Below are 25,646 nucleotides of genomic sequence, written 5' to 3'. Positions count from 1 at the left end.
AAGTTTTCAAACCCTTTAGACGCCATTTGTTATTTAAAGTAACTGCGTAATTTTTGCAGCGTTTCTTCCACGTCTGGAGTTTCGCCCATCAGCAGGTTAATGCTTTGAATAGAGTGAATCACCGTGCTGTGGTCACGGCCACCGAAATGATAACCAATTGATTTCAAAGGCAGATCCGTATATTCTTTGGCCAGGAACATGGCCAATTGACGTGGGTAAACGACTTCTTTTTTCCGGCTTTTGCTTTTCAGATCAGCAATGGTAACCTGGAAAAAGTCGGCGATCACCTCTTGAATCGTATCAATGGTCACCTCTTTATCCTCGTTCATTACAATGTTCCGCAATGTATTTTTGGCCAGCTCCACATCTATTTCCCGGCGTGTCAGCGAAGCCTGGGCCATCAGGGAGACGATCACACCTTCCAGTTCACGCACATTGGAATTCACGCTGTGCGCAATGTATTCGATCACATCATAATCGATCGAAATTCCTTCCGACTGGATCTTCTTTTGGATAATGGCGATACGCGTCTCGAAATCTGGCGTTTGCAAATCGGCTGTCAAGCCCCATTTAAAACGGGACAATAACCTGTCCTGTAAGCCCTGCAGCTCGCGCGGCGGCCGGTCACTGGTCATAATGATCTGCTTGCCTAGCTGGTGCAGATGATTAAATATATGGAAGAATGTATCCTGCGTTTTTTCTTTCCCCGATAAAAACTGAACGTCATCAATCGCTAACACATCCACTTTCATGTAAAAATCGGTGAAGTCCTGTAACGTGTTGTTTTTGATGGAATTAATGAACTGATTGGTAAACTTTTCGGAAGACACATATAACACCAGCTTGTTGTCAAAGTGGTTCATAATGTAATTTCCGATGGCTTGCACAAGGTGCGTTTTGCCCAGCCCTACCCCGCCGTACATCATCAGCGGATTAAATGACGTGAGTCCCGGCCGCTGCGCCACGGCAAATCCTGCGGACCGCGCCAGACGGTTGCAATCGCCTTCGATAAAATTATCAAACGAGTAATTCGGATTCAGGTAAGTGTCCAGGTTCATGGAATCGTGGTCCTTATCCCGGTGATTGGAACCCAGCCTTGGGTCGGTTACAAAATTATCCGGCTTGGAAGAATTCGGAGACTTGGGCGTAGAAACGTTCATCGTAAGCGGCTGATGCTTATCATTGCCTTTGTCTACGATAATGGAATACTCCAATAAACCGTCCCGCCCGATCGCGTAATCCAGTGCTTTCCTTAAAAGATTGACATAATTATCTTCCAGCCATTCATAGAAAAACTGGCTTGGAACCTGAATCGTAAGCACTTTACCGTAAAGTTTTAAAGGCCGTATCGGTTCAAACCACGTCTTAAAACTTTGATCCGGAATATGCTGCTGAATCACTCTCAGGCAGGCATCCCAGATCTGGTCTACTTCTCTATGTGTGCTAACTCTTTCCAATGTATAAGTTGAGGAATTCAGAATGTCGAAATTTAAAAGGACGGCAAAGATATAAAAATACCTGATCTCTGCAGATTAAAACCAAGGTTCAATTTAATACCCGGGCGGGCTATCTGCAAACCCACAAAATAAAATCGCATGACTTTATGTTCCTGATCCGCCGAAGGAACGGTTTGCCCCGACAACTGAAAAAGTAACTTCAAATTTGTAGCTTTGTTTGCAAGCAAAAATCGCTCACTTCCACCTTATCCGTCAAGAAATGGCTGTCCTTAACTTCCCAGAATTCAGCCCTTCCGATAAAAACGCCTGGGAACAACGGGCTGACAAAGAATTGAAAGGAAGGCTTAAAACATTATCTGATTGGACAATCGGGGCTGATCTGCATTTGGAACCTTATGTGACGCGATCGGAAATTGCTCCTGAAAAAATGGCGTCTATGCAGGCTTGTCAGAAAAAAACACCAGGCTGGCAAAACTTGCCTATGGTGAAATTCTCAGAACCGCGCCCAACCAATTCAGCGATGAAGCATGCCCTGGAAAACGGCGCGGATTCGATTATGCTGGACCTTGGAAATGCCAGCATAGCACATTGTGAATTCCCGAAATTGCTTCACGGAATCCGGTTAAGCGACACCGCTATTTATTTTCAAACACAGGAAAATGCTGCGGACGTTTTCAAGGAAATATCCAAAAACGCCGGTTATTATCTCAAAGGCGGCATCGCATTCGACCCGGTCGCCCACCAGATGCGCACGGGAAAATCAATTGGTAACAGCATTGACGCTATCGTATCTGTTCTAAACCAAAGCCGGAATATGCGGGAATTCCGGGCTTATATTGTTGAGGGTCATTTATTTCACAACAATGGCGCGACACCAGTGCAGGAACTGGCCATGCTGATTTCGGCCACTGTCAATTACCTGGATCTGCTTACAGACAAAGGGATTTCACCATTAACAGCCTTCAACCGCGCCCTTTTCACCATTTCCATCGGCACCAACTTCCTTTCGGAGATCGCCAAATTAAGAGCATTCCGGTTTTTATTACGAAAAATTTCAAATGCCTATCAACTGCCTGCTAAGCTTTGCACGCCATTTATACAAGCGCAAACCTCAACATTTAATGATTCCGCATCCGAGCCTTACACCAATATGATCCGCTCTGCCTCCGAGGCCATGAGCGCAGTAATGGGTGGATGCAATGCATTGACAGTGAGGCCTTACGATGAATCAACCAACAAGCAAAGTGACTTTTCAGCACGGATTGCGCGCAATGTATCCTCCATTCTTGCCCACGAAAGTGCATTGGCGTATGTTGCGGATCCGGCGGCGGGCTCATACATGCTCGAAAAAATGTCTCTGGATATGGCCGCCAGGGCTTGGGAATTGTTTTTGGAAATGGAAGAGTCAGGGGGTTTTCGAGCATCCGTGTTAAACGCATCAAAGCCATGAAACCGGATTTCAGGAACATTCAGACGACCCATCATAACCAATCCGCTCAACCAGAGGAACGGGCTGGCAAACCTGTGTTTACCTCAGAAGGAATCAGATTAAAAAGCATTTATAACCAAAATGATCTCGAAGACGCCGAACATTTAGCATTCGAAGCCGGAATTCCACCATTTGTGCGTGGGCCTTATGCGAGCATGTATCTGGAACGACCGTGGACAATCCGTCAATATGCCGGCTTTTCGACTGCTTCGGATTCCAATGCATTTTATAAGCGCAACCTGGCCGCTGGTCAGAAAGGCCTTTCTGTTGCATTCGATCTGGCCACGCATCGAGGATATGATTCGGATCATCCGCGTGTCACCGGCGATGTGGGCAAAGCAGGTGTTGCGATTGATACGGTGGAGGATATGAAAATGCTTTTTGACCAAATCCCGCTGGATCAAATGTCGGTTTCCATGACCATGAATGGGGCTGTTATTCCGGTTATGGCCTTTTTTATTGTGGCTGCGGAAGAACAGGGCATTAAGCCTGAGTTGTTGTCAGGAACCATTCAGAACGACATTTTGAAGGAATTCATGGTCCGGAACACCTACATTTATCCCCCAGCGCCTTCCATGCGGATAGTAGGCGATATTTTTGCCTATACTTCCCGTTTCATGCCAAAGTTTAATTCCATCAGCATCAGCGGCTATCACATGCATGAAGCTGGCGCGCCCGCGCACATTGAGCTTGCCTATACGCTCGCAGACGGATTGGAATACATCAGGACCGGGCTGAACGCGGGCATCGCGATTGATGATTTTGCACCCAGACTGTCATTTTTCTGGGGCATAGGGATGAATCATTTCATGGAAATTGCCAAGATGCGTGCGGGACGGTTGCTTTGGTCAAAAATTGTAAATCAGTTTAATCCCAAAAATGAAAAATCGCTGGCACTAAGGACACATTGCCAAACAAGTGGTTACAGCCTTACCGAACAGGATCCGTATAACAATGTTACCCGGACAACGATTGAGGCCATGGCCGCCGTCATGGGGCACACGCAATCGCTGCATACCAACTCGCTCGACGAAGCCATGGCGCTTCCCACCGACTTCTCTGCCCGCATTGCGCGCAATACACAGCTTTTTATTCAGCACGAAACGGATCTTTGCAAGGCCGTGGATCCATGGGGCGGCTCCTATTATGTCGAGGATCTGACAAAAGAGCTCGCAGAAAAAGCATGGCAGCTGATTGAGGAAGTGGAAAAACTCGGCGGCATGACCAAAGCCATAGAAACCGGACTGCCAAAGATGCGGATCGAAGAAGCAGCGGCAAAAAAGCAGGCCCGCATTGATTCGGGCAAGGACATTATTGTGGGGGTTAATAAATTCAAAACAGAAAGCAAGGAGACATTTGACATTTTACAGATTGATAACCAGGCAGTTCGGCTGTCGCAGATCGCTTCTTTGAATAAAATAAAAGAGGAACGCGATTCGCAGGCAGTTGCATTGGCGCTGAATGCTATCGCGGAAGCCTGCAAGCAAAAGGGCGGCAAGGACATGTCTGTAAATTTGTTGGCGCTGGCCGTCGAGGCGGCGCGCAAAAGGGCTACATTGGGTGAAATTTCTGATGCGATGGAAAAGGAATTCGGACGTTATAAATCAACCATCCGGTCTGTTTCGGGTGTTTATCAGGCAGAAGCTTCGGATGATGAAAATTTCCGGGCAGCGCTGGAATTGTCTGATCAGTTTGCGGAAATGGATGGCCGGCGTGCACGGATATTGGTTGCAAAGATGGGCCAGGACGGCCATGACCGCGGGGCCAAAGTGATCGCGACGAGCTTCGCCGACCTCGGCTTTGACGTGGACATTGGCCCGCTCTTCCAGACGCCCCAGGAAGTCGCCAAACAAGCAGCAGAAAATGATGTCCATGTAATCGGCGCATCGAGTCTGGCAGCAGGGCACAAAACACTTATCCCGGAACTCATCGCCGAGCTGAAAAACATTGGCCGGGAAGACATTATGGTGATTGCCGGTGGCGTTATTCCGGCGCAGGATTATCAGTTTCTGTATGATGCGGGTGTTAAAGGCATTTTCGGCCCCGGAACCATCATCTCAATTGCCGCACAAAAGATCCTGAAAGAGCTCATGCAATCCTAGGACGCTTAATTTACGCTTCCAAAAACCAGGGAAGTGCAATTCCCTCCGAAGCCAAACGAGTTGGAAAGCGCATAGGCCACTTTTTTATCCTGAATCAATGCAGCAACCGGTTGCGCCTTGTGTGAGCTCATGGCTGTTTCCACATGTAAACTCGGGAAAATCTCATCGTAGACGATGCTTAATATGCTAAAAATTGCCTCCACCGCACCAGCCGCTCCCAATGTATGCCCTGTGTAAGATTTGGTAGAGTTAAAAGGCGGAATTTCTTCGAATAACCGCGACATTCCGGTTAGCTCAACTTCATCATTGTTGGGCGTCCCCGTTCCGTGGGCATTGATATAGTCGATGCGATTGAAGCCAATCCCTGCGGATTCGATGGCTTCACGCATGGAGAGCATGGCGCCTATGGCATCTTCGGACATGGCCGACGGGTGATGCGCATCATTTGCATTGCCATATCCGGCGACTTCCGCATAAACGCGTTTATCCCCAACGACGTCCTCCGCTTCCAGCACAAGATAAGCCGCCGCTTCTCCCAGATTAAGCCCATCCCGGTTTTCATCGAATGGCTTACACGCGGAAGCAGATAAGATTTTAAGCGAATTGAAACCATTAACCGTGTATTTGGCAAGACTATCCACGCCGCCGACGATAACCCTTTTTGCCCGTCCGGACCGGATCAGTCGCGCGCCCATTAAAATGGCATTGGCAGATGACGAACAGGCTGTGTTAATGGTGTCGGAAAAGCCTCTGATGTTATACTTTTCGAGTAAGGTAATGGTGTGCGCTGCGCAATTGTATGATTCCAGATATTCCGATCCGCTCGTTTTCAGATTGGCATCTTCATAGAGCTGATCAGTGAGGCACATTCCGCCGACTGTCGTTGCGGAGATGAATGCTGTATCAAAAGATGAAAGCTGGTCTGCGGAAAGACTAGCGTCTTTAATTGCTTCGTCGAATGCCTTGGTAGCAAGCAAATCGGTGCGCGTGTAACCTGCGCTATCCTGCAAACCGAGCAGTTCCTTCAGTCGTTCGTTGCTGCATGCAATTTCGCCAAAAGGAAGCAATGCGGCATAGCGGGAATCAAAATGTGCTGCGGCGGTTATGCCCGTTTTTCCCTGACGCAAACTGGCGTGGTTCTCCGAAAGGTTTTCACCAATGGCTGATATAATGCCCATTCCGGTCACCAACACCTTTTTCATATTCAGGCCGTTTTTGTATTTGCTAAAATATATTCAGCCATGTGGTTTACATCCACAAGGATTTTTCTTCCCTCGGCAGGGTTAGTGATTTTGATCCCGTACTCTCTTTCAAGAAGCACCACCAGTTCCAGCGAATCAATTGAATCCAGGCCCAGGTCGCCTCCGAAAAGGGGTTCGTCATCCTTAATGTCCTGCGGATTAATGTCAAGTAAATTCAAATATTGTACAATCTGACCTTTAATGACGGGTTTTAAACTTTCTATGTCCATAATTTCTTTTCTGAATTCAAACTTAAATAATTCTTTCCATCCTAAGCTTAAAATAAGTGGCAAGTTGACAAAGCAGGATAAATATCCCTAAAAAGGCGAAGACATTTTTGAGCTCCTGCCAGCTTCCGCCTTTGAGGAAAAGAATGTAGAAACCTTCCAGGCACCAGTGCAGAGGTGAAAAGTTGCTGGCAAACTGCATAAAACCAGGCATAACGAATGTAGGCACCAGTATTCCGCCTATTGCCCCGAAAATAATAATGGAAATCGCTCCGAAACCATTTGCCTGCTGCTCGGTCCGTGCATAGGCGCCGATCATCAATGCATAACTCACGGCGGCCATGCTGCTGATCAGGATCACGCAGGCGAATGCAAAAAGGTTAGTAGGAATGGTTAGTTTGGGAAGTCCGAGCTCGGGAAGGATCCATATTCCCATGGAAAATGTCAATGCTACCTGCACCACTGCTACCAGCACGTAAATGGCCATTTTACTAAACATCACCAGCATAAATGTCGTAGGCATGGTTTTCAGTCGCAGAAAACTGCCGTTAATGCGCTCTTTTACAATGTTACTGCCCAGCGAGACGACCATAAAAAACATGGCAAAAATCGTCCAGGCAGGTACATTATGCTGTGTAGAATTGGGAATAGCCGTCGAGTTATTGTTGCTGGCCACGATCTGATTGATCTTAACCCTGTTGGAGATCATTTTCTTTTTCAACTCTTCCGACTGTCCACCCAGGTCCATGGTTGAGTACATCCGGTCGATCATCAGGGAATTTTCAATAACACTCATGTAGGATTGAATAATGCCCATGACCGAAAAGCTGTAATTCTCCTGCAAAACCGGGTCATTATAAAAAGATAGCGTCGGCATCGATACCTTCTCCGTGTTAATTGAATCACGTTCCAGCCCCAGATCGTCCATCAGAATGTTACTCACATCGGCTGCATTGCTTTCAAGCCCCGAGGAAAATGTTTTAGGAATATATAACCCGATCAATTTTCCCCTTGATAATAATTCGGATTTCAACGACTTTTCAGGAACTGCATCCTGCGAATCGATCTTGAAAAGGCCGGATTTTTTGAGAAGGTCAACAAGCTTATCACCTTCCTTACCCGCGTCGTGATTGACCACGAGCAGCGGGATCTGGTTCTCATTCACCATTTTATACGCACTGTCCTGGATAATGGTAATGATAAATACCAGCAGCAGCGGCATCAGGAACATCAGCGCCAGGCCAACCTTATCGTTGATCAGCAGCAGATATTCTTTGCGTAATGATGAAAAAACCTTGAACATATTAATCCCTGTACTCCTCCCCTGTCAGTTTGATAAATAATGATTGCAGATTAGGAGCGTCATGCGTTTTCCTCAGATCTGTAAGGTCGCCTTTAGCAATAACCCTACCATGGTCAATGAGCGCAATGTGCTTGCAGAATTCCTCTGCTTCGGACATGTGGTGGGAAGTGTAGATGATGGTCGTACCGGCCTTATTTATTTCCTGCAAATAGCGGATGATCGCATTGCGGCTTTGCACATCGACCCCCACTGTGGGCTCGTCCAGAAAAAGGATATCGGGTTTGTGAATAATGCCGATCGCAAGGTTAACCCGGCGTTTCATCCCGCCTGAAAATGACCCGACTTTTTTATCCGCAAAGCGGGCCAGTCCCAAAATTTCCAGCAGATCTTCCCGACGCGCTTCCAGCTCTTCCTTGCCCAGGTTGTACATGGCACCGAAGTAGTCCAGGTTTTGCCGCGGCGTAAGTTCCTGGTAGAAAGAATATTCCTGAGGAACAAATCCTATGTGGCTTTTTCGTTCCTGTTCGGAAATAAATTGGTTTTGGTAGTAAAAGTTAATTGTTCCGGATGATGGCGGGATTATGCCGCAAAGGATCGAGATCAATGTTGTCTTGCCGGCCCCATTGGGTCCCAGCAAACCAAAAATATCAGACGTACCAATGTTCAGGGAGACGTCGGTGAGGCTGTTTTCCTGTGCAGTTTTATATTTTTTAGAAACGTTTTGTATTTCAATGCTAACCGGTTCGGTCATATCGTAATGCTCATTTACCAAGACTCATGCGCGATAGTTTCTGAAACGCTTCTTTCTCTACCAATCTGATATCAACCAGCATATCGGCTATTTCATCAAAATCTTTTTGTTCCGTCAACCGGCCTTTGTAAACGCCCGCCATTTTGATCGCACTCGCGCGCCACATGTCGCCTGCTTTGGTAAAGTCCTCAGAAACAGCCGACAAACGATCATCCTGCATGTAAGCGGACGCTTCTTCCAGAAATGCACCGTATAGGAACCGAAAACCGCCTCCGCCTGTGCCGATCTCTTCCTGCATCCGAACAATTTGACCCAGATAAAGGCTGGCTTTTTTCAGCCCAAGCTTATCGCGCCACTTGCGGATATGCCCCGCTGTGTGCCTGATGCCATCCACGCCGGCAAAGCTGCCCGGAATTTTGAGCATATCACGCACATTCCGACGGATTCCTTTTACAATCCCTTTACGGATCATGTCATCGGTCACCGGTTTCACCCGTTCAGGATAATAAATGTGTCCTTTCGGAGCCAGCGGGCCTTGTGCAAAACGAACGCGGCTGAGATCCGACTTGGATAAAGTGGTCACATCCTCCATGACCGGATCACTGATAAGATAATTATTGTCTTCCTGCCCGAAAACGATCAGGTTATGGGCATTGAAATGGAACCGGTATTCTTTTGGAAAATAAGTAAGGTGAAAAACGCCGACCTGGCAGGCCACCGGGACGCCTTCCTGGACTTTTTTGTCCAGGAACGCTTCCGCTGAGGCTACATTTGAGAATTTTTTCCGCGTCACATCTACATTAAGTGAATTGCAAGTCCGCTTGAAAATAGCACCCGGCATGGTCCTGAAAGAAATTGCAGGGCCGTTATTAATGGTAAGGAAAGGAATCTGAATGTAAAAAAGCCCTGAGCCCATTCCAAAGGCCAGCGGCTCGGTCATGAAATCCAGACCGTGATAACGCAACAATGCCGTGGTAACCCCATTCTCACAATGTGCGGTCTGAACGTGGCGGAACTCATCCGTATGGCTATCAATATTCACTGGATCAACCTTTAAAATTTTTCAATTCCTGCAATGTAACATCGAATGCGCTGGCATATTTTTCCAGCTTCCGGTCGCTTAATCCTTTAAAAACAGATGGTTTTAAATGTCTTTTGATAAAAAAAGGAAAAAAACCTGTGTAACCCGACAGAACCGACAGATCCATCAACCGGAGTTCCATATAGTAGTAGATCGGACTTTTCTCACCGTTTGCTACGGCTTTTCTGGCGTCCGCTATCCGTTCATTCACATCGTCCCATGCGCTATCCAGCGCCTGTTTTTTAACCTCCCAACCTCTGCTCAACGCGGTTTCGTATTTTCCGTCCTGATTTTTGACGTAACATACTTCCCTGGTAAATTTATCCAGTGCGCCCGGGTCTTGTGGAAGGTCTTCCTTTTTCATGGATCAGCAATTAGATCAGCAAACGGTCAACATACAGAACATATAAGAGAAGCGGGAGCTTTCGGGAACTGCTAAAAGTATCTTCTCACCCTTTTTCAGTGCCCCGCTGTAAAAAACTTCTTCAAGCATCATATAAATCGAAGCCGAACCTACATTGCCCTTGGTAACCAGGTTGGTATACCACTTTTCCTTTGAAATCGGCATGCCGTTCTCGTTACAGAAGTCTTCGATTTTGTTTTCAAAAAAGTAGCTGGACAAGTGCGGCAGGAAATAGCTCACTTCATCCATGCTGATCCCCCGTTTGTCGAGGATATCCTTTAATTTGGCAAAACCCAATTTAACAATTTTTTCTCCTAAAAGCTTCACATCCTGCTTGATACTGAACACAGACTGTTCCAGGACCTGCTCACTTTTAAAATCTTTATAGCTTTTAAGCGTACCGTCCTCCTGCTTGTCAGCGCCCATATACATGCATGCCTCCTCCTCGTTGGCATAGGAGCAGCCTTCTATCCAATCAATTTTCAATGATATACCGGACTTATTGGGCTCGGATTCGACAAGGAAAGCGCCGGCACCATCCGACAGCATCCAGCGTAGAAAGTCTTTTTCGAAAGCCAGATAAGGATTTTTTTCAAGCCTTAAAAGCTGCTGCACTTCATCCTCAAACTGATCCGCGCGCAAAACCGGAGAAAGCCTTTCGGACGCGCAGGCCACCGCTTTCTGCTTTTCGCCCAGTTTTACAGACATGTAGGCATATTTGAAAGCATGCATCCCCGCGCAGCAAACGCCCGAAGGCGACACAACCTCAACAGGGCCGGTGTCTTTCAAGTAGCCGTGCACCATTGAACCGTGTGAGGGCATCAGTTGGTCCGGGCTCGACGTAGCACAACTGATCAGGTCCACGTCCTTTATTTCCGATGTATTTTTTTCAAAAAGTTTTGTTACCGCCAGCGCCGCCATTTCTGCATTGGTATGCGTCGTTGTGCCATCTTTCAGCAGCGCATAATATCTGTTTTTTATGCCGTTATTACGTAAAACAAGTGCTTTTGATTTGGAAGGCTTTCCATTTATATATCCTAAATATGCTTCCATTTCATCATTGGAAACGGGCTCATTCGGCAAAAACTTGGCAATTCTGGTAATATATGCGTCTGACATTATTATTTGGTTTCTACACCACAAAAGTATTGTTTTTTCTTCTTAATCGCATTTCCGGTAAAAGGCACGATCAGCAAATTATATACGAAAAGGATCACGGGAGCGACCATAAACAAGGCGATCAGCAGATAATATTTGAAAAAACCAACCAGTCTTTTCCGCTTAGCAGGAGTCGTTCCTTTTGTTTTGATCAGCTTTGCCCAGATCCTGAAAAGTTTTTTGGCACGTTGTTCAATAAACAGAATGTCTGTCGGGATCGCGATCAAACCTGTTGCCAGAATCTCGTTCTGCAGATTGCCGTAATCTGATTTTGCTGCTGCGTTGTTCACAATATCGCCAAATTGCGATGCGCTTCGGATATCCTGGTCACTAACGCCGGGAAGTGGAAAAATATTCCATTTTCGGTCTTTTCGTCCGGTTAGCATCCAATGTAAAATAGTAAATGCGCTGATCAGATTCGACGTCCGGTCCATCAGCGGAATGTTGCCTACCAGCTTACCGCCTGCATTCTTAATTAACTTTTTAACACTCTCCTGCGAATTGAGCCACATATTTCTTCCTCCTATGACGGTCACAACGGGCGTGCCGCGCAGGATGGACTGGAAAGTAGGGTCTTTAAGCAGGGATGTAACGGGTGGCGAAGGGGACAAAAACCAGGGCTGATAACCCAATACGATCAAGTCGTAACGCTCAGCTGTGTAGGGAATTGATTTTAGTGGAATGGTGTCCTCCTCAACACATTCCGGCATCTTATCGAAGAATTCCTCCGTAGTCCAGGGAAAAACGTAAGGTGTAACCGGGAAAATCTGGTGCTTCTCTATGCTGTTTGGATCGAATGGAGCTAAAAACTGGTCGATGATTTCATTCAACTGTCCGGTTTGCGAGTAGTTTACGACTAGTATTTTTGCCATTGATCAACAATTCCTGTTTACCTGAATTCTCACTTTAAATCACTCGCTTTCAACACCTTGGAATCCTTGGCATAATTGGAAACAATCGCTTTCAAATCATTGTCCAGCTTGCCAAAACCCGCTATCACTGCCTGCTTGTCTTCGTCAAGCTGCTTATTATATTTCAAAACCTTAGGTGCATGTTCCTGAATGGTTAGTCTCAGAAACCGGTATTCTGTATTGGCCGGATTACTTTTAATCTCATCTTCAAGCATATAAGCACCTTTTTTGAAAGTTTTGACTTTCACTTTTACACTTTTCTGAAACCCCGCCTTCTTCATTGTCAATGCGCCTTTGCAGGCGTTGATCCGGGAAGACGGTTTTTCCTTTTCAAGATTTGCAAGCGCCTGATCGATAGTGGATTCTTCCCCGCTCGACAATGCCTTATAAAAATCTTTTTTTTCCGACTGAACAAACCCAAACGTAGTCAGGGATGCCAGGCAAACGAGTATGATAATCAGGGATCTTTTCATGTAACTAATCGTAGACTATTGCTTAAACAAATGATCAGAACCAGATGTTCCTAAGCCCGTTTTTTGCATTCCAAAATAGTATGATAGCTATCGCCGATCAACGGATAGGTTTCCACGATTTCGAACCCAGCCTGACGGGCCAGATCCTTCATTACTTCCACACGATACATTTTGCTGTTTCCATTCGCCATAATTGTGAAATAGAGCGATGTAGCCACCAGGCTATGATGAGCAGCCGGGAAATTCTGGTTGTCGAAAAAGGGTTCCAGGATGTAGAGCGTCGTGTTTTCGGAAGCTGCATTGCACGCATTTTCGAGGATCTGAATGATCTGCTCTTTTGAAAAGCAATCCAGAAACTGACTCATCCAGATCACATCAGCGCCCTTCGGGATTTCCTGCGAACGATCCAGGAGGTCAATCGGGTGAAAACTAATGCGGTCCAGTAAATTTCGCTCCGTTGCATTAGCCTGTGCCACTTTCAGCTGAACCGGAAGGTCAAGTATTTTTAACCTGACATTCGGATCGTGCTTGCAGCAGGCAAATGACCATTTACCTGTGTTTCCGCCTACGTCAAAAATCAATTTTGGATTGTTCCTGAACACAATTTTTAATGCTTCGGGAAATGCATTGTCCGAATAATAATGGTCAAATTCGAACCAGGAAGTTTTGGCTGGCTCCGGCAAAACAGAAAGGCCCTCGTAAATGGTCGGCCAGTTGCCCAGCACTTTCAGCCCCTCAGGTTTGCCATTTTTGAAGCTTTCGGTCATATTTTTTGCACCGAGATAGCAAACATCATTCATGAAGTTGATATTGACCCGCGTCATTTCGTCTTTCAGGAGGAAAAAACCGATCTTGGAAATTTTAATAATGTCGTCTTCCACTTCCACAACCCCAAGAACCTCAGCGGCTTCCAGCAACAAAGTAACACTATACTCCGACACACCGGTTTTTTCAATAATCGTCTCAATGCTGACACCTTTCCGATTGTTGCTGATAAACTGCAAAATGCCCAATTCCCGAAGCGCAACGACCGCTTGAAAATACATGGGACCAAATGCTATTTTTTGTGCTTCATACTTGGCGTCAATTGCCGACAATTCTTTTTTCATTATACGCTTTTAAGGTTCATTTTTGGCCGAAGAGGCGGGTATCATTCTATCTTTAAACTTCCTTCTGTGCTTTTTCTTTTTGAGGTCTTCCTCATGCCAGACAATGTATCTGCCCATGGTGCCCCTGAAACGCTGGAAAAAATTTTCCCTTTCCGACAGCTTCACAAATCCTTCCCGCACGGCCAGCGTGTTGTCTACTTTGGGCTCGTAAAGGTTCATCCCCTTTAACGTATCGATGACAGTCGGCAGAAGCCCGATCGGCAGGTCGAAACGCTTAATGAATTTGCGCATGTAGCTCGTCTGGATCGGGTCGGTAGCGAGTGCAAGTTTCGTAAAACCCAGGTCTTTTCCAAGGCGATAAGAATAGTATACGTTTTCCGTGCTGTGCTCGGCTTTTTCTTCGGTAAAAATATTTTCGCGGGGTACGCCTAATGCGTGTGCATAATTGGCCATCACCTTACTTTCTACATAAGGCGTAGCAACGGCAGAGCCTGAGAAGATAATGTTTTTGGTGTATCCCTTTGAATAAAGGTAATGTGCCCAGTGGATGCGCATTTGCAGGATCATATCCCATTTCTCGCCATTGTGCGGAAAGCCGGGAACGATGACGGCATCATAGGGCGACTCTTTGACTCCTTTATTGAATGCTTTTGCAGCCGACCGATATAGCATTTTTCCGCATCCTGACAATGATAAGGTAATGAGCGCCAGGAAAATGAGAGGTAAAATCCGCACGTTTATGGGTTATCAGTTAAACAGTAAGCTGTGAAGCGCTCCCCCAATCTGGCGAACAAATCACAGCTTACAAAATATGCTATGGTATCGGTAATGGACTTTAAAAATAGGCAATTCTGTTTACTTTTTAAACCTTATAGGTTTTTGTAAAGCCAGTATGCATGAGAACGAATGCAGGAAGTCACAGCTTTTTCATAACATAAGAATGTTAAAATTGTGACTATGGATTGTTATTAAAGCTTTTTATCCAAAAATGCAGCCAGAGATTTTCCAGCTTTCGCATAAGATTCCGCGATCCTGACGCCGGTGTCAAAATCGAAGCCGCCAAACTGGCCGCCGGGAACATTGCGCATATTCAGCTGAGCAACTTTGGCAGATTTATTCGCAGATTCAACCAGGTCCACTTCGTAATCCACGTAGGCATTTTTACGCATCACCCCTACATTAAAGCCGGGCTCAACAAATTTAGTGCGAACGATCAAGGTGTAAGTTGCATCCGGACGGGACTGAACGGCTTGCAGGCCTTTGTCAGCCATTCCCTTATTGAAAAGCTCTTCGAATTTGGGTTCGAAACGGTTTTTGCGGTCATCAACCCAGGCTTTTTTCCAGGCGTCACCTTTGCCTGCTTCCTTTGCATTGTATTCAGCAGATTTCTTGTCCAGATATTCTTTTTCAGTTGCAAATTTCCCAACCCCGAACTCTGAATAATCGTATTCAACGTTTACCGTTTTCTGGCCTGATAATACGGCAATGTCTCCGCTTTTCAGCTCGACTCTCTGAGCAAATGTATCTGTTGCTCCGATCGCAACAATGGCAAAAACTGCTGCGTAAATGGTCTTTTTCATGTTCGTAATTTTATTTTTATATGGTAATAGAGGCGTCAAATATAGATCAATTTTTCAGGTTTGCGTTTTTCCTGTTTGTATATTCTGAGGTTGAGTTCGTGAGCGGTTGTGAACGCAAATGACGGCGTCACGCGAAGCCTGGATTTGAACAGTGAATGCAGTTTTTCCCGAAAAAAGGCAGTGTCCAGATGATCCGGCAACTGGATCGAAATGTCATCGTTTCCATACTCATTTTTGGCAACGACAACCTGATAAAGGTCAATTTCGGGCACCATATCCAGGACATCGAAAATAGCAGGCGGAAAAATGGTCGTTCCCTTAAATTTAATCATTTGTTGCTTTCTGCCCACTACGGGACCCACGCGCGGGCTCGTGCGGCCGCAAGCACATTTTTCGTAATGCACATGGCATAAATCGCCCGTCCGGTAACGCAGCAGCGGCATCCCTTCCACGCCTAATGTCGAGATAACAATCTCTCCAAGCCCTCCCTCTTTAACCACAACATCTTGTTCATCAACCACTTCCAGGATCAGCAGATCTTCATTCAAATGTCCGCCTTTACCCTCGCTGCATTCCGTGAAAGCCGCGCCCATTTCTGTTGACGCATAAGTGGAGTAAAGTTTCACATCCCACTGCGAAGTGATCCGCTTACCGAGTTCATTATAAGTAAAATCCGGATTCCGGATCGGCTCACCGATGCATATGACCGATTTGATGCTGGAAGAGGCGAAATCGATGTTATTAGCAATGGCGTAATCGATGAGCCGGGGAATGAATGAGGGGATGGCGATGATAACGGTTGGCGAAAAACGCTGGATCGATTCCCATTGCAAAAACGGTGCGCCCGGCCCTACCCGGATCATTCCGGCTCCTAGTTTCCGGGCGCCCATCCAGTATGCCAGCCCGGCCATAAACCGCTTGTCAATGGTGGTCATGAGCTGGTAAATGTCATGCTCGCTCCCATCGGCGCAGCGAAACGATTCGGATTCATTCTCGGCAAGCCTTTCAATGTCGGAGTCTGTAAGATAAAATGCCACCGGATCGCTTAATGTGCCCGAAGTCGTTACATAATCCGCGATCCTGCTTTTTGGAACACACAAAAAATCATCATTGGCCGCAGCCAGATCGTCCTTCGTAGTGAAAGGCAGCTTTGCCAGATCTGCAATTGAAACAATGCTGTCCACATCCACGCCGTGCTTCCGAAAAACCTTCTGGTAATAAGGAGAATGTGCCGAAACGTAAGCCAGCAAGTGTTTCAATTTTTGCTCCTGCGTTTCGCGGATCATATTAATGGTCATTGGAATCAGGTTTATAACTAAAAATCAGAAAGGAGACTTTTTGGCTTTCGGCAATTTTGTCTTTGATCACATTCCTTTCTTTGAGAGACGCCACATCGTGTTTTAAGGCTTCCCTGTAATAGCTGATCGCTTTCTTTGAATTTTTACTCTTTTTAAAATAATCACCTAAAAACAGATAGGTAAGATAACTTTCCGGGTTATTGGCTACAAAAGCAACCTCTTCTTCGCGCGAGAGCTCGAAAGGAACGCCCAGCATTACATATTTACTGATCTTTTGCTTGGTAACCTTGAACGCTTCGAACTTCTTGTAATCATTGGAAGCCAGGAAAGGGTCTGAACGGATTTTGAGTGAATCCACGGGTTGAAATGTTCCGTTCCGCGAGAAAACATCATTTAAATTGTAATAAATAAATTCCCCCAACTGGTAAGGCGGCGTTGAAATCCACATTTCTCTTTTTTCCGGCTTGAAAAGAATCCCGTGATGCGCAAGGAGCTGGTTCAGTGTTTTTGAATTGCCATAACCCACGAATTTGTCATTAACGCCCTTCTGATCGCGTAAAATAGCGGCGGCCTTGTCCACATCGAGCGGGTAAGACCGGTTCATCAGCTCATTCATGCGATCAAAACGAGATTTGGAATCTGTATCCTTGATGTTGTTAATGTTCACAGAATCAGCAACAAACGATTTTCCCTGGTAATGGTTGGCGCAAACCAGATAATCCTTTCCCGATTCAAAAACATCCATTTTCTGTGGCGATTTTTCAATAATAGCCGCATTATCATCGGCCGCGGAACCGATCAGTAAGGATTCGGAAACGAATGTTTCGCTACGCTGCGCGATTTTCCTGGCTTCTTCAATGGTGCCTGCATACTGCAAAATTTCCCTGGCCAAAATAGAAATCGGCTCCTTCGCCGCAAACGGAATGTCTGACTTTGAAGCATTTAATGTAACGGTTATGCCTTTTTCATTCATTCCCGAAACCACACCTGTAAGCCCCGCCCAGGCGTAGGAAGCGAATTTGTAGCCCTTGTCCGGGTTCATGAACACGATCAGCTTGTCTTCGGCGAAAGCGTCGCCCATATAGAAATCGAAGTTCCTGGCAATCAGCAGCGTGGAGTCCTTTGTCAATGCATTATTGACTGCAAAAGACGTGCAGCCCACCATATTCAGATCGGTAAGCGCGTGGCCGATGTCGTGGGCGGCGTGGTAATTGAGAATGCGGTAATATTTAGGGCCAATGTAGTTGAACTGCTCAGAAAATGACTGGGACACGCCGTAAATTTCCTGCTGGTTTTCTTGGGGAATATATTTGTAAATATCCCGGTTAAACCAGCCGACAAATCCTTTCAGCACCTGCAAAAACACGCTGCTGGGAATCATTTCCTTGATCTGGTTTACGAAATGGACTTCCTGCTTTTCCATTAATTCCTTTGCAAGGATCCCGTAAATGAGCCCGCGCTCGTAAGGCTTCCCTTCCAGATACATTTCCCAGATTCCTTGCTTATTCTTTTTAAGCCAGCAATTTCCGACCGTATAATGATCTTCGGCCACCTTCATGCGCTTGTAACTCCCGGTTGTTTTATTACTTTCAAGCTTGGGAGCCGGCACGCGGATGCGCCAGAGGAAAAGGCCAAAGAGAATACCCGCAATGAGCAGGAATATGCCAAAGGTTTTCAGGACGTTCCTCGTAATTCTATTTTTGGGCCACATAATGAGCAGAGACGGGCAAATGCAGTTATTATGCCCGGTTTGAATATCAAAATTAACAATAAATGGCCATCTGTTACATAAAAAGCATCTCGGATGATTCAACGTTGGGGTTATGGAGGATGTCGGAAAGTTGGCAGGAGCTGAAAGAAATGGTTAACCTCCCCGACTCGGAATTGCTGGCACTGGAAGATAAAAAAACCGACCGGAGAAAGCAGGAATGGCTGGCCTGCCGCATTTTATTGCAGGAAATGAGTCAAATGCAACCTATCATTGTCTATGATGAAAATCGCAAGCCACATATAAAAGATAGCACAAGGCAACTCTCCATGTCGCATTCGGGTGCCTATGCCTGCGTGTATGTGCATGATCGTAAGCCAGTTGGAGTGGATTTACAGCAAATGAAACCATCTATTTCAAAAGGTGCCGATTATTTTCTGAACGATGCCGAAATGCAGTGGACGGATCTGAACGACAACGTTTTGCTGCATTTGATATGGTGTGCCAAGGAGGCTGTATTTAAATATGCAGGCGATGCGGATCTGGACTTGAAAAAACATATTATTACAAATCCTTTTCAGAGCAACCAAAATGGAACAATTGAGGTTTGTATTCAAAAGGAAAATGTAAACAGGTCTGTCAAAGTGCATTATGACGCATTTGAAGACTACTTACTGGCCTGGACCATTTGATTTTGCAAAAGTTTAAAACCTAATCCCCATATGCAGCGAGTTCTTACCATCCTCTTTTTATTAATTGCTTTCCAAATTTCCGCACAGGTTCCTTCGCAGTCATCGAGTGAAATTTTTCAGAACATTAAGAAACTGAACGTCTTAGGCTCGGTGCTTTACATTGCGGCGCATCCGGACGATGAAAACACGCTGATGCTTTCCTATTTGTCCAAAGATCAGCTTGTGAGGACGGGATATTTATCATTAACGAGAGGCGACGGCGGGCAAAACCTGATCGGTGCGGAACAGGGTTATAACATTGGCGTTATCAGGACGCAGGAGCTGCTCGCTGCACGGCGCATTGATGGCGCACAGCAATTTTTTTCAAGGGCTTATGATTTTGGTTTTTCCAAAACACGCGAAGAAACATTGAATTTTTGGGATAAGGACAAAGTGCTGGGCGATGTGATCTGGATGATTCGCAAGTTCCAGCCCGACGTCATCATTACCCGCTTCCCGCCCGATCCACGCGCTGGACACGGTCACCACCAAACTTCCGCATTTTTGGCTGAACAAGGTTTCAGCATGGCCGCCGATCCGAAATCCTACCCCGATCAACTGAAATTTGTAAAACCATGGCAAGCGAAAAGACTCGTTTGGAACACGTACACGCCTGGTTTTACGAACAAGCAGCCCACCGAAGAGAAAAACCCTTTCATATCTGTTGAAATAGGCGGTTATAATCCGATTTTAGGCAAATCTTATACAGAAATTGCAGCAGAAAGCCGCAGCCAGCATAGAAGCCAGGGATTTGGAAGCGCACCTCAGCGTGGGGCCCGGATCGATTATTTCCTGCATAAAGTGGGCGAACCAGCACAAAAAACCCTGTTTGACGGCATTGACGTTTCTTGGAAACGCGTGAAAGGAAGCGAAAAAGTGCAAGCTATGGTTTTAGCCGCGATCAAAAACTTTTCTGTAAACAAGCCTTCCGCATCCGTTCCCGAGCTTTTGAAAATCAATGCCGAACTGAACAAGCTGGATTCGGCGAACATTTATATCAAGGCAAAAAAGGAAGAAGTTAAAGAGCTAATATTACAATGTGCCGGACTTTGGTTTGAAACCAATCCGGATGATTTCTCCCAGGTTGCAGGCGATACCGCTTCTGTTAAGGTGTCTGTTGTGAAAAGATCTGATTATCCAGTGAAACTCCTTTCCCTGCAATGGACAGGAAACAAAAAAGACAGCACATTAAACATGTCTCTGGAAGATAACGAACTGAATTCTATAGCATTGAGCCCGGTTTTACCAACAAGTCTGAAAATCACGCAACCCTACTGGCTGGAAAAGCCGATTGACAAAGGTTTGTTCCAAATTGATAATCAGCAGGACATTGGATTCCCTGAAAACCGCCCGGAAACCGTTACCAAATTTACATTTGAAATCGGCGGCCAGCAATTCAGCTTTTCACGCCCCTGGATTTATAAAAGCACAGATCCGGCACAAGGTGAGATTTACCGTCCATTTGAAATCCGCCCTGCTGTAACGACTACCATTACAGAGCCCGTTTTCATATTCTCATCAATGGAGCCCAAAACGGTTACCATCGTCGTAGAAGCACAGCAGAAAAATGTGAAAGGATCGGTTAAGCCAGAAATTCCCGCAGGCTGGAAATCTGTTCCCGAGTCTGCAAGTTTTGATTTGAAAGGAAAATATCAGCAGCAATATTTCTCATTCATTGTTACGCCCCCGGCTGATAATCAGGAAGTAAAATTAAAAGCAATCGCAACTGTCGACGGCCGGATGCTTGATAAATCCGTTAAAACCATCGCTTACCAGCACATTCCAAGTCAGACGATCTTCCCTACATCGGAAGCGAAACTGGCCAAAATCGATGTAAAGACAACCGTCAAGAACATTGGTTACATTGCCGGTGCCGGTGATGATGTGCCAACAGCTTTGCGGCAAATGGATTGCCAGGTTACCATGTTGAATGAAGCTGGTTTGGCGAAGGATCTGGCAGTTTACGATGCCATTGTTGTGGGCGTCAGGGCTTATAATACGGAGAATTATTTGGCCAATTACCAATCCAAATTGATGGATTATGTTAAGAACGGCGGCACGATGGTTGTGCAATACACCATTCCGGGTGGACAAAAAGTAAAGCAGATCGGGCCTTACGACATGGAACTGGGAAGGGACCGCGTTGCCGAAGAGGACGCAGAAATGCGCTTTCTATTGCCTGAGCACCCATTACTGAATTATCCCAACAAGATAACAGAGAAAGATTTCAATGGCTGGATCCAGGAACGCGGGCTTTATTTCGCTCAAACCTGGGACAAAAAGAATTACCAGGCCTTGTTTTCAGCCAATGACAAAGACGAAACTTTGAAGGAAGGAAGCGTGCTTTATGCTCAATATGGCAAGGGACACTACATTTACACAGGTTTGTCCTTTTTCCGGGAGCTTCCGGCAGGTGTTACGGGAGCATACAGACTTTTTGCCAACATGATTTCTGCTGGCAAAAAGTAAGCATTACTTAACGTTTTTTCTGCGGTTACGCTGGAAGTCTTCCAGCACAAATCCGCCCAGGCCTTGCAGGTTGCTGTAATAGGCACGCCCATTATTCACTTGGGTGAAATTCTGTACAAATTGTTTCAGGTAGGGATCCGTGGCGATCATGAATGTCGTCACGGGAATGTCCAGCCTTCTGCATTGTGCTGCCAGGGTCAGGGTTTTGCTAATGATCTTGCGATCGAGGCCGAAGCTGTTTTTGTAATAACGGATTCCTTCTTTCAGACAGGTTGGCTTACCATCCGTGATCATGAAAATCTGCTTGTTACGCGTTTTTTTCCGGCGCAGAATGTCCATAGCAAGCTCCAGACCCGCCACTGTGTTTGTATGGTAAGGGCCTACTTCCAGGTAAGGCAGATCTTTGATCTGGATCTGCCACGCATCGTTACCAAAAACGATAATGTCAAGCGAATCCTTTGGATATTTACTTCTGATGAGCTCGGCGAGTGCCAACGCTACTTTTTTTGCAGGCGTGATCCGGTCTTCTCCATATAAGATCATGGAGTGACTGATATCAATCATAACAACGGTTGCAGTGGTTGTTTTTTGCTCACGTTCCACCACTTCCAGGTCATTTTCCATCAGCATAAAATCGCCGATCCCGTGGTTAACCTGCGCATTCTTGATGGATTCCGTCATCGCGATCTGATCCAGCGTGTCACCAAACTGAAATTGACGAATGTCGCTGCTCAGCTCATCGCCGACGCCCATATGCGGCGTGTGATGGTTTCCGCCTGTTTTCGAGCGTTTCAACTTACCAAAAATCTCGTCCAAAGCACTTTTACGGATGCTTTTTTCAGCTTTTGGCGTCATAATGATCTTGCTCTCACCCTCCTGCTTCTCTTCCGTGATATATCCTTTCTTTTTCAGGTCATCGAAGAAATCACCGATGCCATAGGAATCATTGGTCAGATTATATTGGCGGTCGAGTTCACTAAGCCATGACATTGCCTCACTCACATCGCCGGAAGTCATTAACAATAACTGCTGAAAGATGTCAAACAATTGCTCAAACTTGCTGTTTGGGCCTTGTTCGGCTGGAATAAATTTTGAAAAACGATGTCCGCGCATATAAAAATCGGGCTTAAAAAGATCTCGAAAAAGAGACGGCTACTTTCAAATTTAATCGAAAGTAGCCGCATATTCATTCATACTTTAAAAAGACTACGCTTCTTCTGCGCAGAACTCTTCAAATGCCATTTGCAAATGTTGTGCAATCATCTCAGCCGAACGGCCTTCAATGTGATGACGCTCAACAAAGTGGATCAATTCACCATCTTTGAAAAGCGCTACTGCCGGCGAAGACGGAGGATATGGCAATGTATATTCGCGCATTTTAGCGACTGCTTCCAGATCAGCTCCTGCAAAAACGGTTGCCAAATGATCAGGCTTAATTTCGCTGCGTGACAAAGCTGCTGTTACACCTGGACGGGCAGCACCAGCCGCACATCCGCAAACTGAATTGATCACAACCAAAGCTGTTCCTTTTGTAGTTTGCATAAAGTTGTCAACTTCCTCAGCCGTTGTCAAATCCTGAAAACCAACATTAACCAGTTCAGCTTTCATCGGAGCCACTAATTGTGGTGGATACATATTTTCTAAAAATTAAAGTTTATGATAAAATTATATTCTTCTCAGCCGGAAACTACATGAACCCAAGTTCAAGTTTTGCTTCTTCCGACATCATTTCTGTTGTATAAGGAGGATCAAATGTAAGTTCAAGACTTACATCATTCACCCCTTCCACTTCACGGATCTTCTGTTCTACTTCCCCCGGCAATGTTCCTGCAGACGGGCATGAAGGCGACGTCAAAGTCATGGAAACAAATACGTTATTGACAGGGAAAATCTTCAAATCGTAAATCAGCCCCAACTCATACACATCCACCGGAATCTCCGGATCGTACACGGTCTTAATGGCCTTAACAACTTCTTCCCTTAATTCTGACTCTGACATTTTATATAAATTTACTGATCTGAATTAATTCGCTGTATTAAAAGAGCTTGCCTGAAAAGCCACACCATAAGCCTTCATTTGTTTCAACATTGACGCCAGGCCGTTTGACCGGGTTTGCGCAAGATGCTGGTGTAATCCAATGCGTTCCATGAAATAAAGGTCCGCACTGGCAATTTCCTTCGGCGTATGTCCTGACAAAACTTTCACAAGCATGCTGACCAGTCCGCGAACAATAATCGCATCGCTATCCGCTTCAAATTTCAGCAAATCGCCATCCATGTAAGCATTCAGCCACACGCGGGATTGGCAGCCCTTAATAATGTTATCCTCAGTCTTATATTGCTCTTCCAATGGCGGGAACTGCTTTCCGAGATCTATAATATACTCGTACTTACTCTCCCAATCATCAAACAATTCAAAATCCGAAATTAGTTCGTCCTGTATCTCGTTTATGGTCATTTGTATTTTTAAAATTATGCAGCAGCAGTTCGCGTACTAACCCAATTAATCAGCGATTCGGCTAACTCCAATCCCTCAGCCGACAACTTTGCTGAACGGTTGCCATCTTAGCTCATCGCCAGATGTAATGTGTCGTAGGCATCATTGAAAGTTGTAAGTGCCTTTTTATCAACCTTACTCAACTCATTCTGATACCATTCTACGCTCTTGCGGCCTTTGGTTTTTTTGCCTAATAAGCTATCCAGCGCTACCAGAACACCCGTGTAAGCTGCATGTCCTGCAAGCTTTACATATTTTTTATCCTGATAAAACCCATCCTCTTTCTTCGCTTTCTCTCGTAAAATCTCTTTCGCGTTATCCAGATAACGCTTTGCTTCTTGTACTGTATTTGGCATAGGTGTATATAGATTTGGTTTAAAATTCGGAGGTTAATTTAATAATATTATCCGAGCATTCTTTTCACTTTGTGCAAGCCCTGTATCAAAAGATCGATTTCTTCTATCGTGTTATAAACAGCAAATGAGGCGCGGGTGGTTCCGGTAATATTGAAGCGGCGCATGAGTGGCTGGGTGCAATGGTGCCCTGTGCGAACTGCTATGCCCTGCTGGTCCAGCAACACGCCCATATCCTGGTGATGAATGCCATCAATGACGAAAGAAAGCACACTCACTTTCTCCTTTGCCCGACCGATAACCCTCAGTCCTTGAATGTCCTTTACAGCCTCCGTTGCGTATTCCAGCAACTTATGTTCGTGCGCTGCAATATTGGATTTGCCCAATGTATCCACATAATCCAACGCATACTTCGCGGCCACAACGTCTGCTATGTTAGGCGTTCCTGCTTCGAACTTGTACGGCAGCTCATTATATGTTGTTTTCTCAAAAGTCACTTCCTTAATCATTTCCCCTCCACCGCGATAAGGAGGCATGGCATCCAGCAACTCTTTTTTGCCATACAAAATCCCCATTCCGGTCGGGCCGTAGATTTTGTGCAGGGATAATGAATAGAAGTCGCAATCCAGGTCCTGAACATCCAAATGCAAATGCGAGCTCGCCTGCGCGCCATCCAGCAGCACTTTCGCGCCAACAGCATGCGCCTTGGCTATGATCTCCTTGACAGGGTTAATAGTCCCCAGCGAATTAGAAACATGCACGACAGACACAAATTTTGTCCGCTCCGTCAGCAATTTCTCATATTCATCCATCAACAATTCACCCTCATCATTAATCGGAATAACCTTTAATATGCAGCCTTTTTCTTCACATAGCATTTGCCACGGAACAATGTTGGAATGGTGTTCCATGGTTGAAATGATCACTTCATCACCGGCTTTCAGGAACGTGCGGCCGTAACTCGATGCCACGAGATTAATCCCGTCTGTGGTTCCGTAAGTAAAGATAATTTCCTCAGGAAGCGGTGCGTTCAGAAATGTCTGCAAGCGGCGGCGCGACAACTCAAATGCAGACGTTGCCTTCTCGGCTAAATGATGGATTCCCCTGTGAATGTTGGCATTATAATGCTCATAGTAACCCGACAGCGCATCCAAAACCAGACGCGGTTTCTGCGTTGTTGCCGCATTATCAAAGTAAACCAGCTGCTTTCCGTTCACGATTTCATTCAGGATCGGAAAGTCACTTCTGATGGATGCTATATCAAGATTGTTGCTCATTATGACAGGTATTTAAGAAAAATACCCA

General features: G+C 45.7%; 25 protein-coding genes. 4 read left to right on the top strand and 21 right to left on the bottom strand.

Annotated features, from left to right (window positions below; all coding sequences use genetic code 11):
* Positions 1-29: 29 nt before the first annotated feature.
* The gene (gene dnaA / locus L0660_RS11300; RefSeq protein ID WP_233796895.1) at positions 30-1,457 is read right to left on the bottom strand and encodes a chromosomal replication initiator protein DnaA; all 1,428 of its coding nucleotides are present in this window, start codon (positions 1,455-1,457) and stop codon (positions 30-32) included.
* 259 nt (positions 1,458-1,716) lie between these two features.
* On the opposite strand from dnaA, the gene L0660_RS11295 reads away from it, so the two are divergent.
* Together L0660_RS11295 and scpA are read left to right on the top strand one after the other, a co-directional pair.
* The gene (locus L0660_RS11295; protein WP_235159554.1) at positions 1,717-2,907 is read left to right on the top strand and encodes a methylmalonyl-CoA mutase family protein; all 1,191 of its coding nucleotides are present in this window, start codon (positions 1,717-1,719) and stop codon (positions 2,905-2,907) included.
* Positions 2,904-5,048 (top strand): methylmalonyl-CoA mutase, encoded by a 2,145-nt coding sequence (gene scpA / locus L0660_RS11290; RefSeq protein ID WP_235159553.1) that lies wholly within the window; start codon positions 2,904-2,906, stop codon positions 5,046-5,048. Before L0660_RS11295 ends, scpA begins: the two co-directional genes overlap by 4 nt.
* Positions 5,049-5,053: 5 nt before the next feature.
* Here scpA and L0660_RS11285 read toward each other — a convergent pair whose 3' ends face one another.
* From L0660_RS11285 to L0660_RS11220, 14 genes are all read right to left on the bottom strand, one after another.
* Positions 5,054-6,250 carry a beta-ketoacyl-[acyl-carrier-protein] synthase family protein gene (locus L0660_RS11285; protein ID WP_235159552.1) on the bottom strand — a complete coding sequence of 399 codons (1,197 nt, stop codon included), beginning with the start codon at positions 6,248-6,250 and terminating at the stop codon, positions 5,054-5,056.
* A gap of 2 nt (positions 6,251-6,252) precedes the next feature.
* Positions 6,253-6,519, bottom strand: a complete 267-nt coding sequence (locus L0660_RS11280) for a phosphopantetheine-binding protein (protein ID WP_233796899.1) — start codon at positions 6,517-6,519, stop codon at positions 6,253-6,255.
* Positions 6,520-6,541: 22 nt separating this feature from the next.
* A complete protein-coding gene (locus L0660_RS11275; RefSeq protein ID WP_235159551.1) occupies positions 6,542-7,819 on the bottom strand; it encodes an ABC transporter permease in 1,278 nt (425 codons plus the stop codon).
* 1 nt (position 7,820) lies between these two features.
* On the bottom strand, positions 7,821-8,570 hold the full coding sequence (locus L0660_RS11270; RefSeq protein ID WP_235159550.1) for an ABC transporter ATP-binding protein: 750 nt from the start codon (positions 8,568-8,570) through the stop codon (positions 7,821-7,823).
* A 10-nt stretch (positions 8,571-8,580) separates the two neighbouring features.
* Entirely contained in the window at positions 8,581-9,612 is a 1,032-nt protein-coding gene (locus L0660_RS26225) for a BtrH N-terminal domain-containing protein (RefSeq protein WP_235159549.1), read from the bottom strand.
* A 4-nt stretch (positions 9,613-9,616) separates the two neighbouring features.
* Complete coding sequence (locus L0660_RS11260; protein ID WP_233796903.1) at positions 9,617-10,015, bottom strand: hypothetical protein; 399 nt, start codon at positions 10,013-10,015, stop codon at positions 9,617-9,619.
* 15 nt (positions 10,016-10,030) lie between these two features.
* Positions 10,031-11,173, bottom strand: a complete 1,143-nt coding sequence (locus L0660_RS11255; protein WP_235159548.1) for a beta-ketoacyl-ACP synthase III — start codon at positions 11,171-11,173, stop codon at positions 10,031-10,033.
* A 2-nt stretch (positions 11,174-11,175) separates the two neighbouring features.
* Positions 11,176-12,084 (bottom strand): hypothetical protein, encoded by a 909-nt coding sequence (locus L0660_RS11250; protein ID WP_235159547.1) that lies wholly within the window; start codon positions 12,082-12,084, stop codon positions 11,176-11,178.
* Between the two features lie 29 nt (positions 12,085-12,113).
* Positions 12,114-12,596 (bottom strand): hypothetical protein, encoded by a 483-nt coding sequence (locus tag L0660_RS11245; protein WP_235159546.1) that lies wholly within the window; start codon positions 12,594-12,596, stop codon positions 12,114-12,116.
* 50 nt (positions 12,597-12,646) lie between these two features.
* On the bottom strand, positions 12,647-13,705 hold the full coding sequence (locus tag L0660_RS11240; protein ID WP_235159545.1) for a methyltransferase: 1,059 nt from the start codon (positions 13,703-13,705) through the stop codon (positions 12,647-12,649).
* A gap of 9 nt (positions 13,706-13,714) precedes the next feature.
* The gene (locus L0660_RS11235; RefSeq protein ID WP_235159544.1) at positions 13,715-14,440 is read right to left on the bottom strand and encodes a YdcF family protein; all 726 of its coding nucleotides are present in this window, start codon (positions 14,438-14,440) and stop codon (positions 13,715-13,717) included.
* A gap of 233 nt (positions 14,441-14,673) precedes the next feature.
* Positions 14,674-15,285, bottom strand: coding sequence for a hypothetical protein (locus L0660_RS11230; protein WP_235159543.1), 612 nt, complete (start codon positions 15,283-15,285; stop codon positions 14,674-14,676).
* A 35-nt stretch (positions 15,286-15,320) separates the two neighbouring features.
* Positions 15,321-16,583 carry a phenylacetate--CoA ligase family protein gene (locus L0660_RS11225; RefSeq protein ID WP_235159542.1) on the bottom strand — a complete coding sequence of 421 codons (1,263 nt, stop codon included), beginning with the start codon at positions 16,581-16,583 and terminating at the stop codon, positions 15,321-15,323.
* Positions 16,573-18,294: a C45 family peptidase gene (locus tag L0660_RS11220; RefSeq protein ID WP_235159541.1), complete on the bottom strand. Its 1,722-nt coding sequence runs from the start codon at positions 18,292-18,294 to the stop codon at positions 16,573-16,575. Before L0660_RS11220 ends, L0660_RS11225 begins: the two co-directional genes overlap by 11 nt.
* A 62-nt stretch (positions 18,295-18,356) precedes the next feature.
* Here L0660_RS11220 and L0660_RS11215 point away from each other — a divergent pair, with 62 nt between their 5' ends.
* Both L0660_RS11215 and L0660_RS11210 read left to right on the top strand, forming a co-directional pair.
* Complete coding sequence (locus tag L0660_RS11215) at positions 18,357-18,983, top strand: 4'-phosphopantetheinyl transferase superfamily protein (RefSeq protein WP_235159540.1); 627 nt, start codon at positions 18,357-18,359, stop codon at positions 18,981-18,983.
* Positions 18,984-19,013: 30 nt separating this feature from the next.
* Positions 19,014-21,491: a PIG-L family deacetylase gene (locus L0660_RS11210; RefSeq protein WP_235159539.1), complete on the top strand. Its 2,478-nt coding sequence runs from the start codon at positions 19,014-19,016 to the stop codon at positions 21,489-21,491.
* Between the two features lie 3 nt (positions 21,492-21,494).
* Here the strand turns inward: L0660_RS11210 and L0660_RS11205 are convergent, their stop codons facing one another.
* From L0660_RS11205 to L0660_RS11180, 6 genes are all read right to left on the bottom strand, one after another.
* Positions 21,495-22,604, bottom strand: a complete 1,110-nt coding sequence (locus L0660_RS11205) for a VWA domain-containing protein (protein ID WP_235159538.1) — start codon at positions 22,602-22,604, stop codon at positions 21,495-21,497.
* Between the two features lie 93 nt (positions 22,605-22,697).
* Complete coding sequence (locus tag L0660_RS11200) at positions 22,698-23,126, bottom strand: BrxA/BrxB family bacilliredoxin (RefSeq protein WP_026631606.1); 429 nt, start codon at positions 23,124-23,126, stop codon at positions 22,698-22,700.
* A 52-nt stretch (positions 23,127-23,178) separates the two neighbouring features.
* The gene (locus tag L0660_RS11195) at positions 23,179-23,490 is read right to left on the bottom strand and encodes an SUF system Fe-S cluster assembly protein (RefSeq protein WP_026631607.1); all 312 of its coding nucleotides are present in this window, start codon (positions 23,488-23,490) and stop codon (positions 23,179-23,181) included.
* Between the two features lie 24 nt (positions 23,491-23,514).
* Positions 23,515-23,949: a SufE family protein gene (locus L0660_RS11190; protein WP_233796915.1), complete on the bottom strand. Its 435-nt coding sequence runs from the start codon at positions 23,947-23,949 to the stop codon at positions 23,515-23,517.
* A gap of 107 nt (positions 23,950-24,056) precedes the next feature.
* Positions 24,057-24,344, bottom strand: coding sequence for a DUF5618 family protein (locus L0660_RS11185; RefSeq protein ID WP_310589629.1), 288 nt, complete (start codon positions 24,342-24,344; stop codon positions 24,057-24,059).
* 47 nt (positions 24,345-24,391) lie between these two features.
* A complete protein-coding gene (locus L0660_RS11180) occupies positions 24,392-25,618 on the bottom strand; it encodes a cysteine desulfurase (protein ID WP_235159537.1) in 1,227 nt (408 codons plus the stop codon).
* Positions 25,619-25,646 lie beyond the last annotated feature (28 nt).

It is taken from the genome of Dyadobacter sp. CY351, assembly GCF_021502625.1.
GTDB lineage: Bacteria > Bacteroidota > Bacteroidia > Cytophagales > Spirosomataceae > Dyadobacter > Dyadobacter chenhuakuii.
Note: the sequence above shows the minus strand (reverse complement) of the source record. Positions and strands in the feature narration are given on the sequence as shown.

Bases quoted from the DNA above. Each gene is read 5' to 3' on its own strand.
- L0660_RS11295 (WP_235159554.1), top strand. From the start codon at position 1,717: ATGGCTGTCCTTAACTTCCCAGAATTCAGCCCTTCCGATAAAAACGCC.
- scpA (WP_235159553.1), top strand. From the start codon at position 2,904: ATGAAACCGGATTTCAGGAACATTCAGACGACCCATCATAACCAATCC.
- L0660_RS11285 (WP_235159552.1), bottom strand. From the start codon at position 6,250: ATGAAAAAGGTGTTGGTGACCGGAATGGGCATTATATCAGCCATTGGT.
- L0660_RS11280 (WP_233796899.1), bottom strand. From the start codon at position 6,519: ATGGACATAGAAAGTTTAAAACCCGTCATTAAAGGTCAGATTGTACAA.
- L0660_RS11275 (WP_235159551.1), bottom strand. From the start codon at position 7,819: ATGTTCAAGGTTTTTTCATCATTACGCAAAGAATATCTGCTGCTGATC.
- L0660_RS11270 (WP_235159550.1), bottom strand. From the start codon at position 8,570: ATGACCGAACCGGTTAGCATTGAAATACAAAACGTTTCTAAAAAATAT.
- L0660_RS11260 (WP_233796903.1), bottom strand. From the start codon at position 10,015: ATGAAAAAGGAAGACCTTCCACAAGACCCGGGCGCACTGGATAAATTT.
- L0660_RS11255 (WP_235159548.1), bottom strand. From the start codon at position 11,173: ATGTCAGACGCATATATTACCAGAATTGCCAAGTTTTTGCCGAATGAG.
- L0660_RS11250 (WP_235159547.1), bottom strand. From the start codon at position 12,084: ATGGCAAAAATACTAGTCGTAAACTACTCGCAAACCGGACAGTTGAAT.
- L0660_RS11245 (WP_235159546.1), bottom strand. From the start codon at position 12,596: ATGAAAAGATCCCTGATTATCATACTCGTTTGCCTGGCATCCCTGACT.
- L0660_RS11240 (WP_235159545.1), bottom strand. From the start codon at position 13,705: ATGAAAAAAGAATTGTCGGCAATTGACGCCAAGTATGAAGCACAAAAA.
- L0660_RS11230 (WP_235159543.1), bottom strand. From the start codon at position 15,285: ATGAAAAAGACCATTTACGCAGCAGTTTTTGCCATTGTTGCGATCGGA.
- L0660_RS11225 (WP_235159542.1), bottom strand. From the start codon at position 16,583: ATGACCATTAATATGATCCGCGAAACGCAGGAGCAAAAATTGAAACAC.
- L0660_RS11220 (WP_235159541.1), bottom strand. From the start codon at position 18,294: ATGTGGCCCAAAAATAGAATTACGAGGAACGTCCTGAAAACCTTTGGC.
- L0660_RS11215 (WP_235159540.1), top strand. From the start codon at position 18,357: ATGGCCATCTGTTACATAAAAAGCATCTCGGATGATTCAACGTTGGGG.
- L0660_RS11210 (WP_235159539.1), top strand. From the start codon at position 19,014: ATGCAGCGAGTTCTTACCATCCTCTTTTTATTAATTGCTTTCCAAATT.
- L0660_RS11205 (WP_235159538.1), bottom strand. From the start codon at position 22,604: ATGCGCGGACATCGTTTTTCAAAATTTATTCCAGCCGAACAAGGCCCA.
- L0660_RS11200 (WP_026631606.1), bottom strand. From the start codon at position 23,126: ATGTATCCACCACAATTAGTGGCTCCGATGAAAGCTGAACTGGTTAAT.
- L0660_RS11195 (WP_026631607.1), bottom strand. From the start codon at position 23,490: ATGTCAGAGTCAGAATTAAGGGAAGAAGTTGTTAAGGCCATTAAGACC.
- L0660_RS11190 (WP_233796915.1), bottom strand. From the start codon at position 23,949: ATGACCATAAACGAGATACAGGACGAACTAATTTCGGATTTTGAATTG.
- L0660_RS11185 (WP_310589629.1), bottom strand. From the start codon at position 24,344: ATGCCAAATACAGTACAAGAAGCAAAGCGTTATCTGGATAACGCGAAA.
- L0660_RS11180 (WP_235159537.1), bottom strand. From the start codon at position 25,618: ATGAGCAACAATCTTGATATAGCATCCATCAGAAGTGACTTTCCGATC.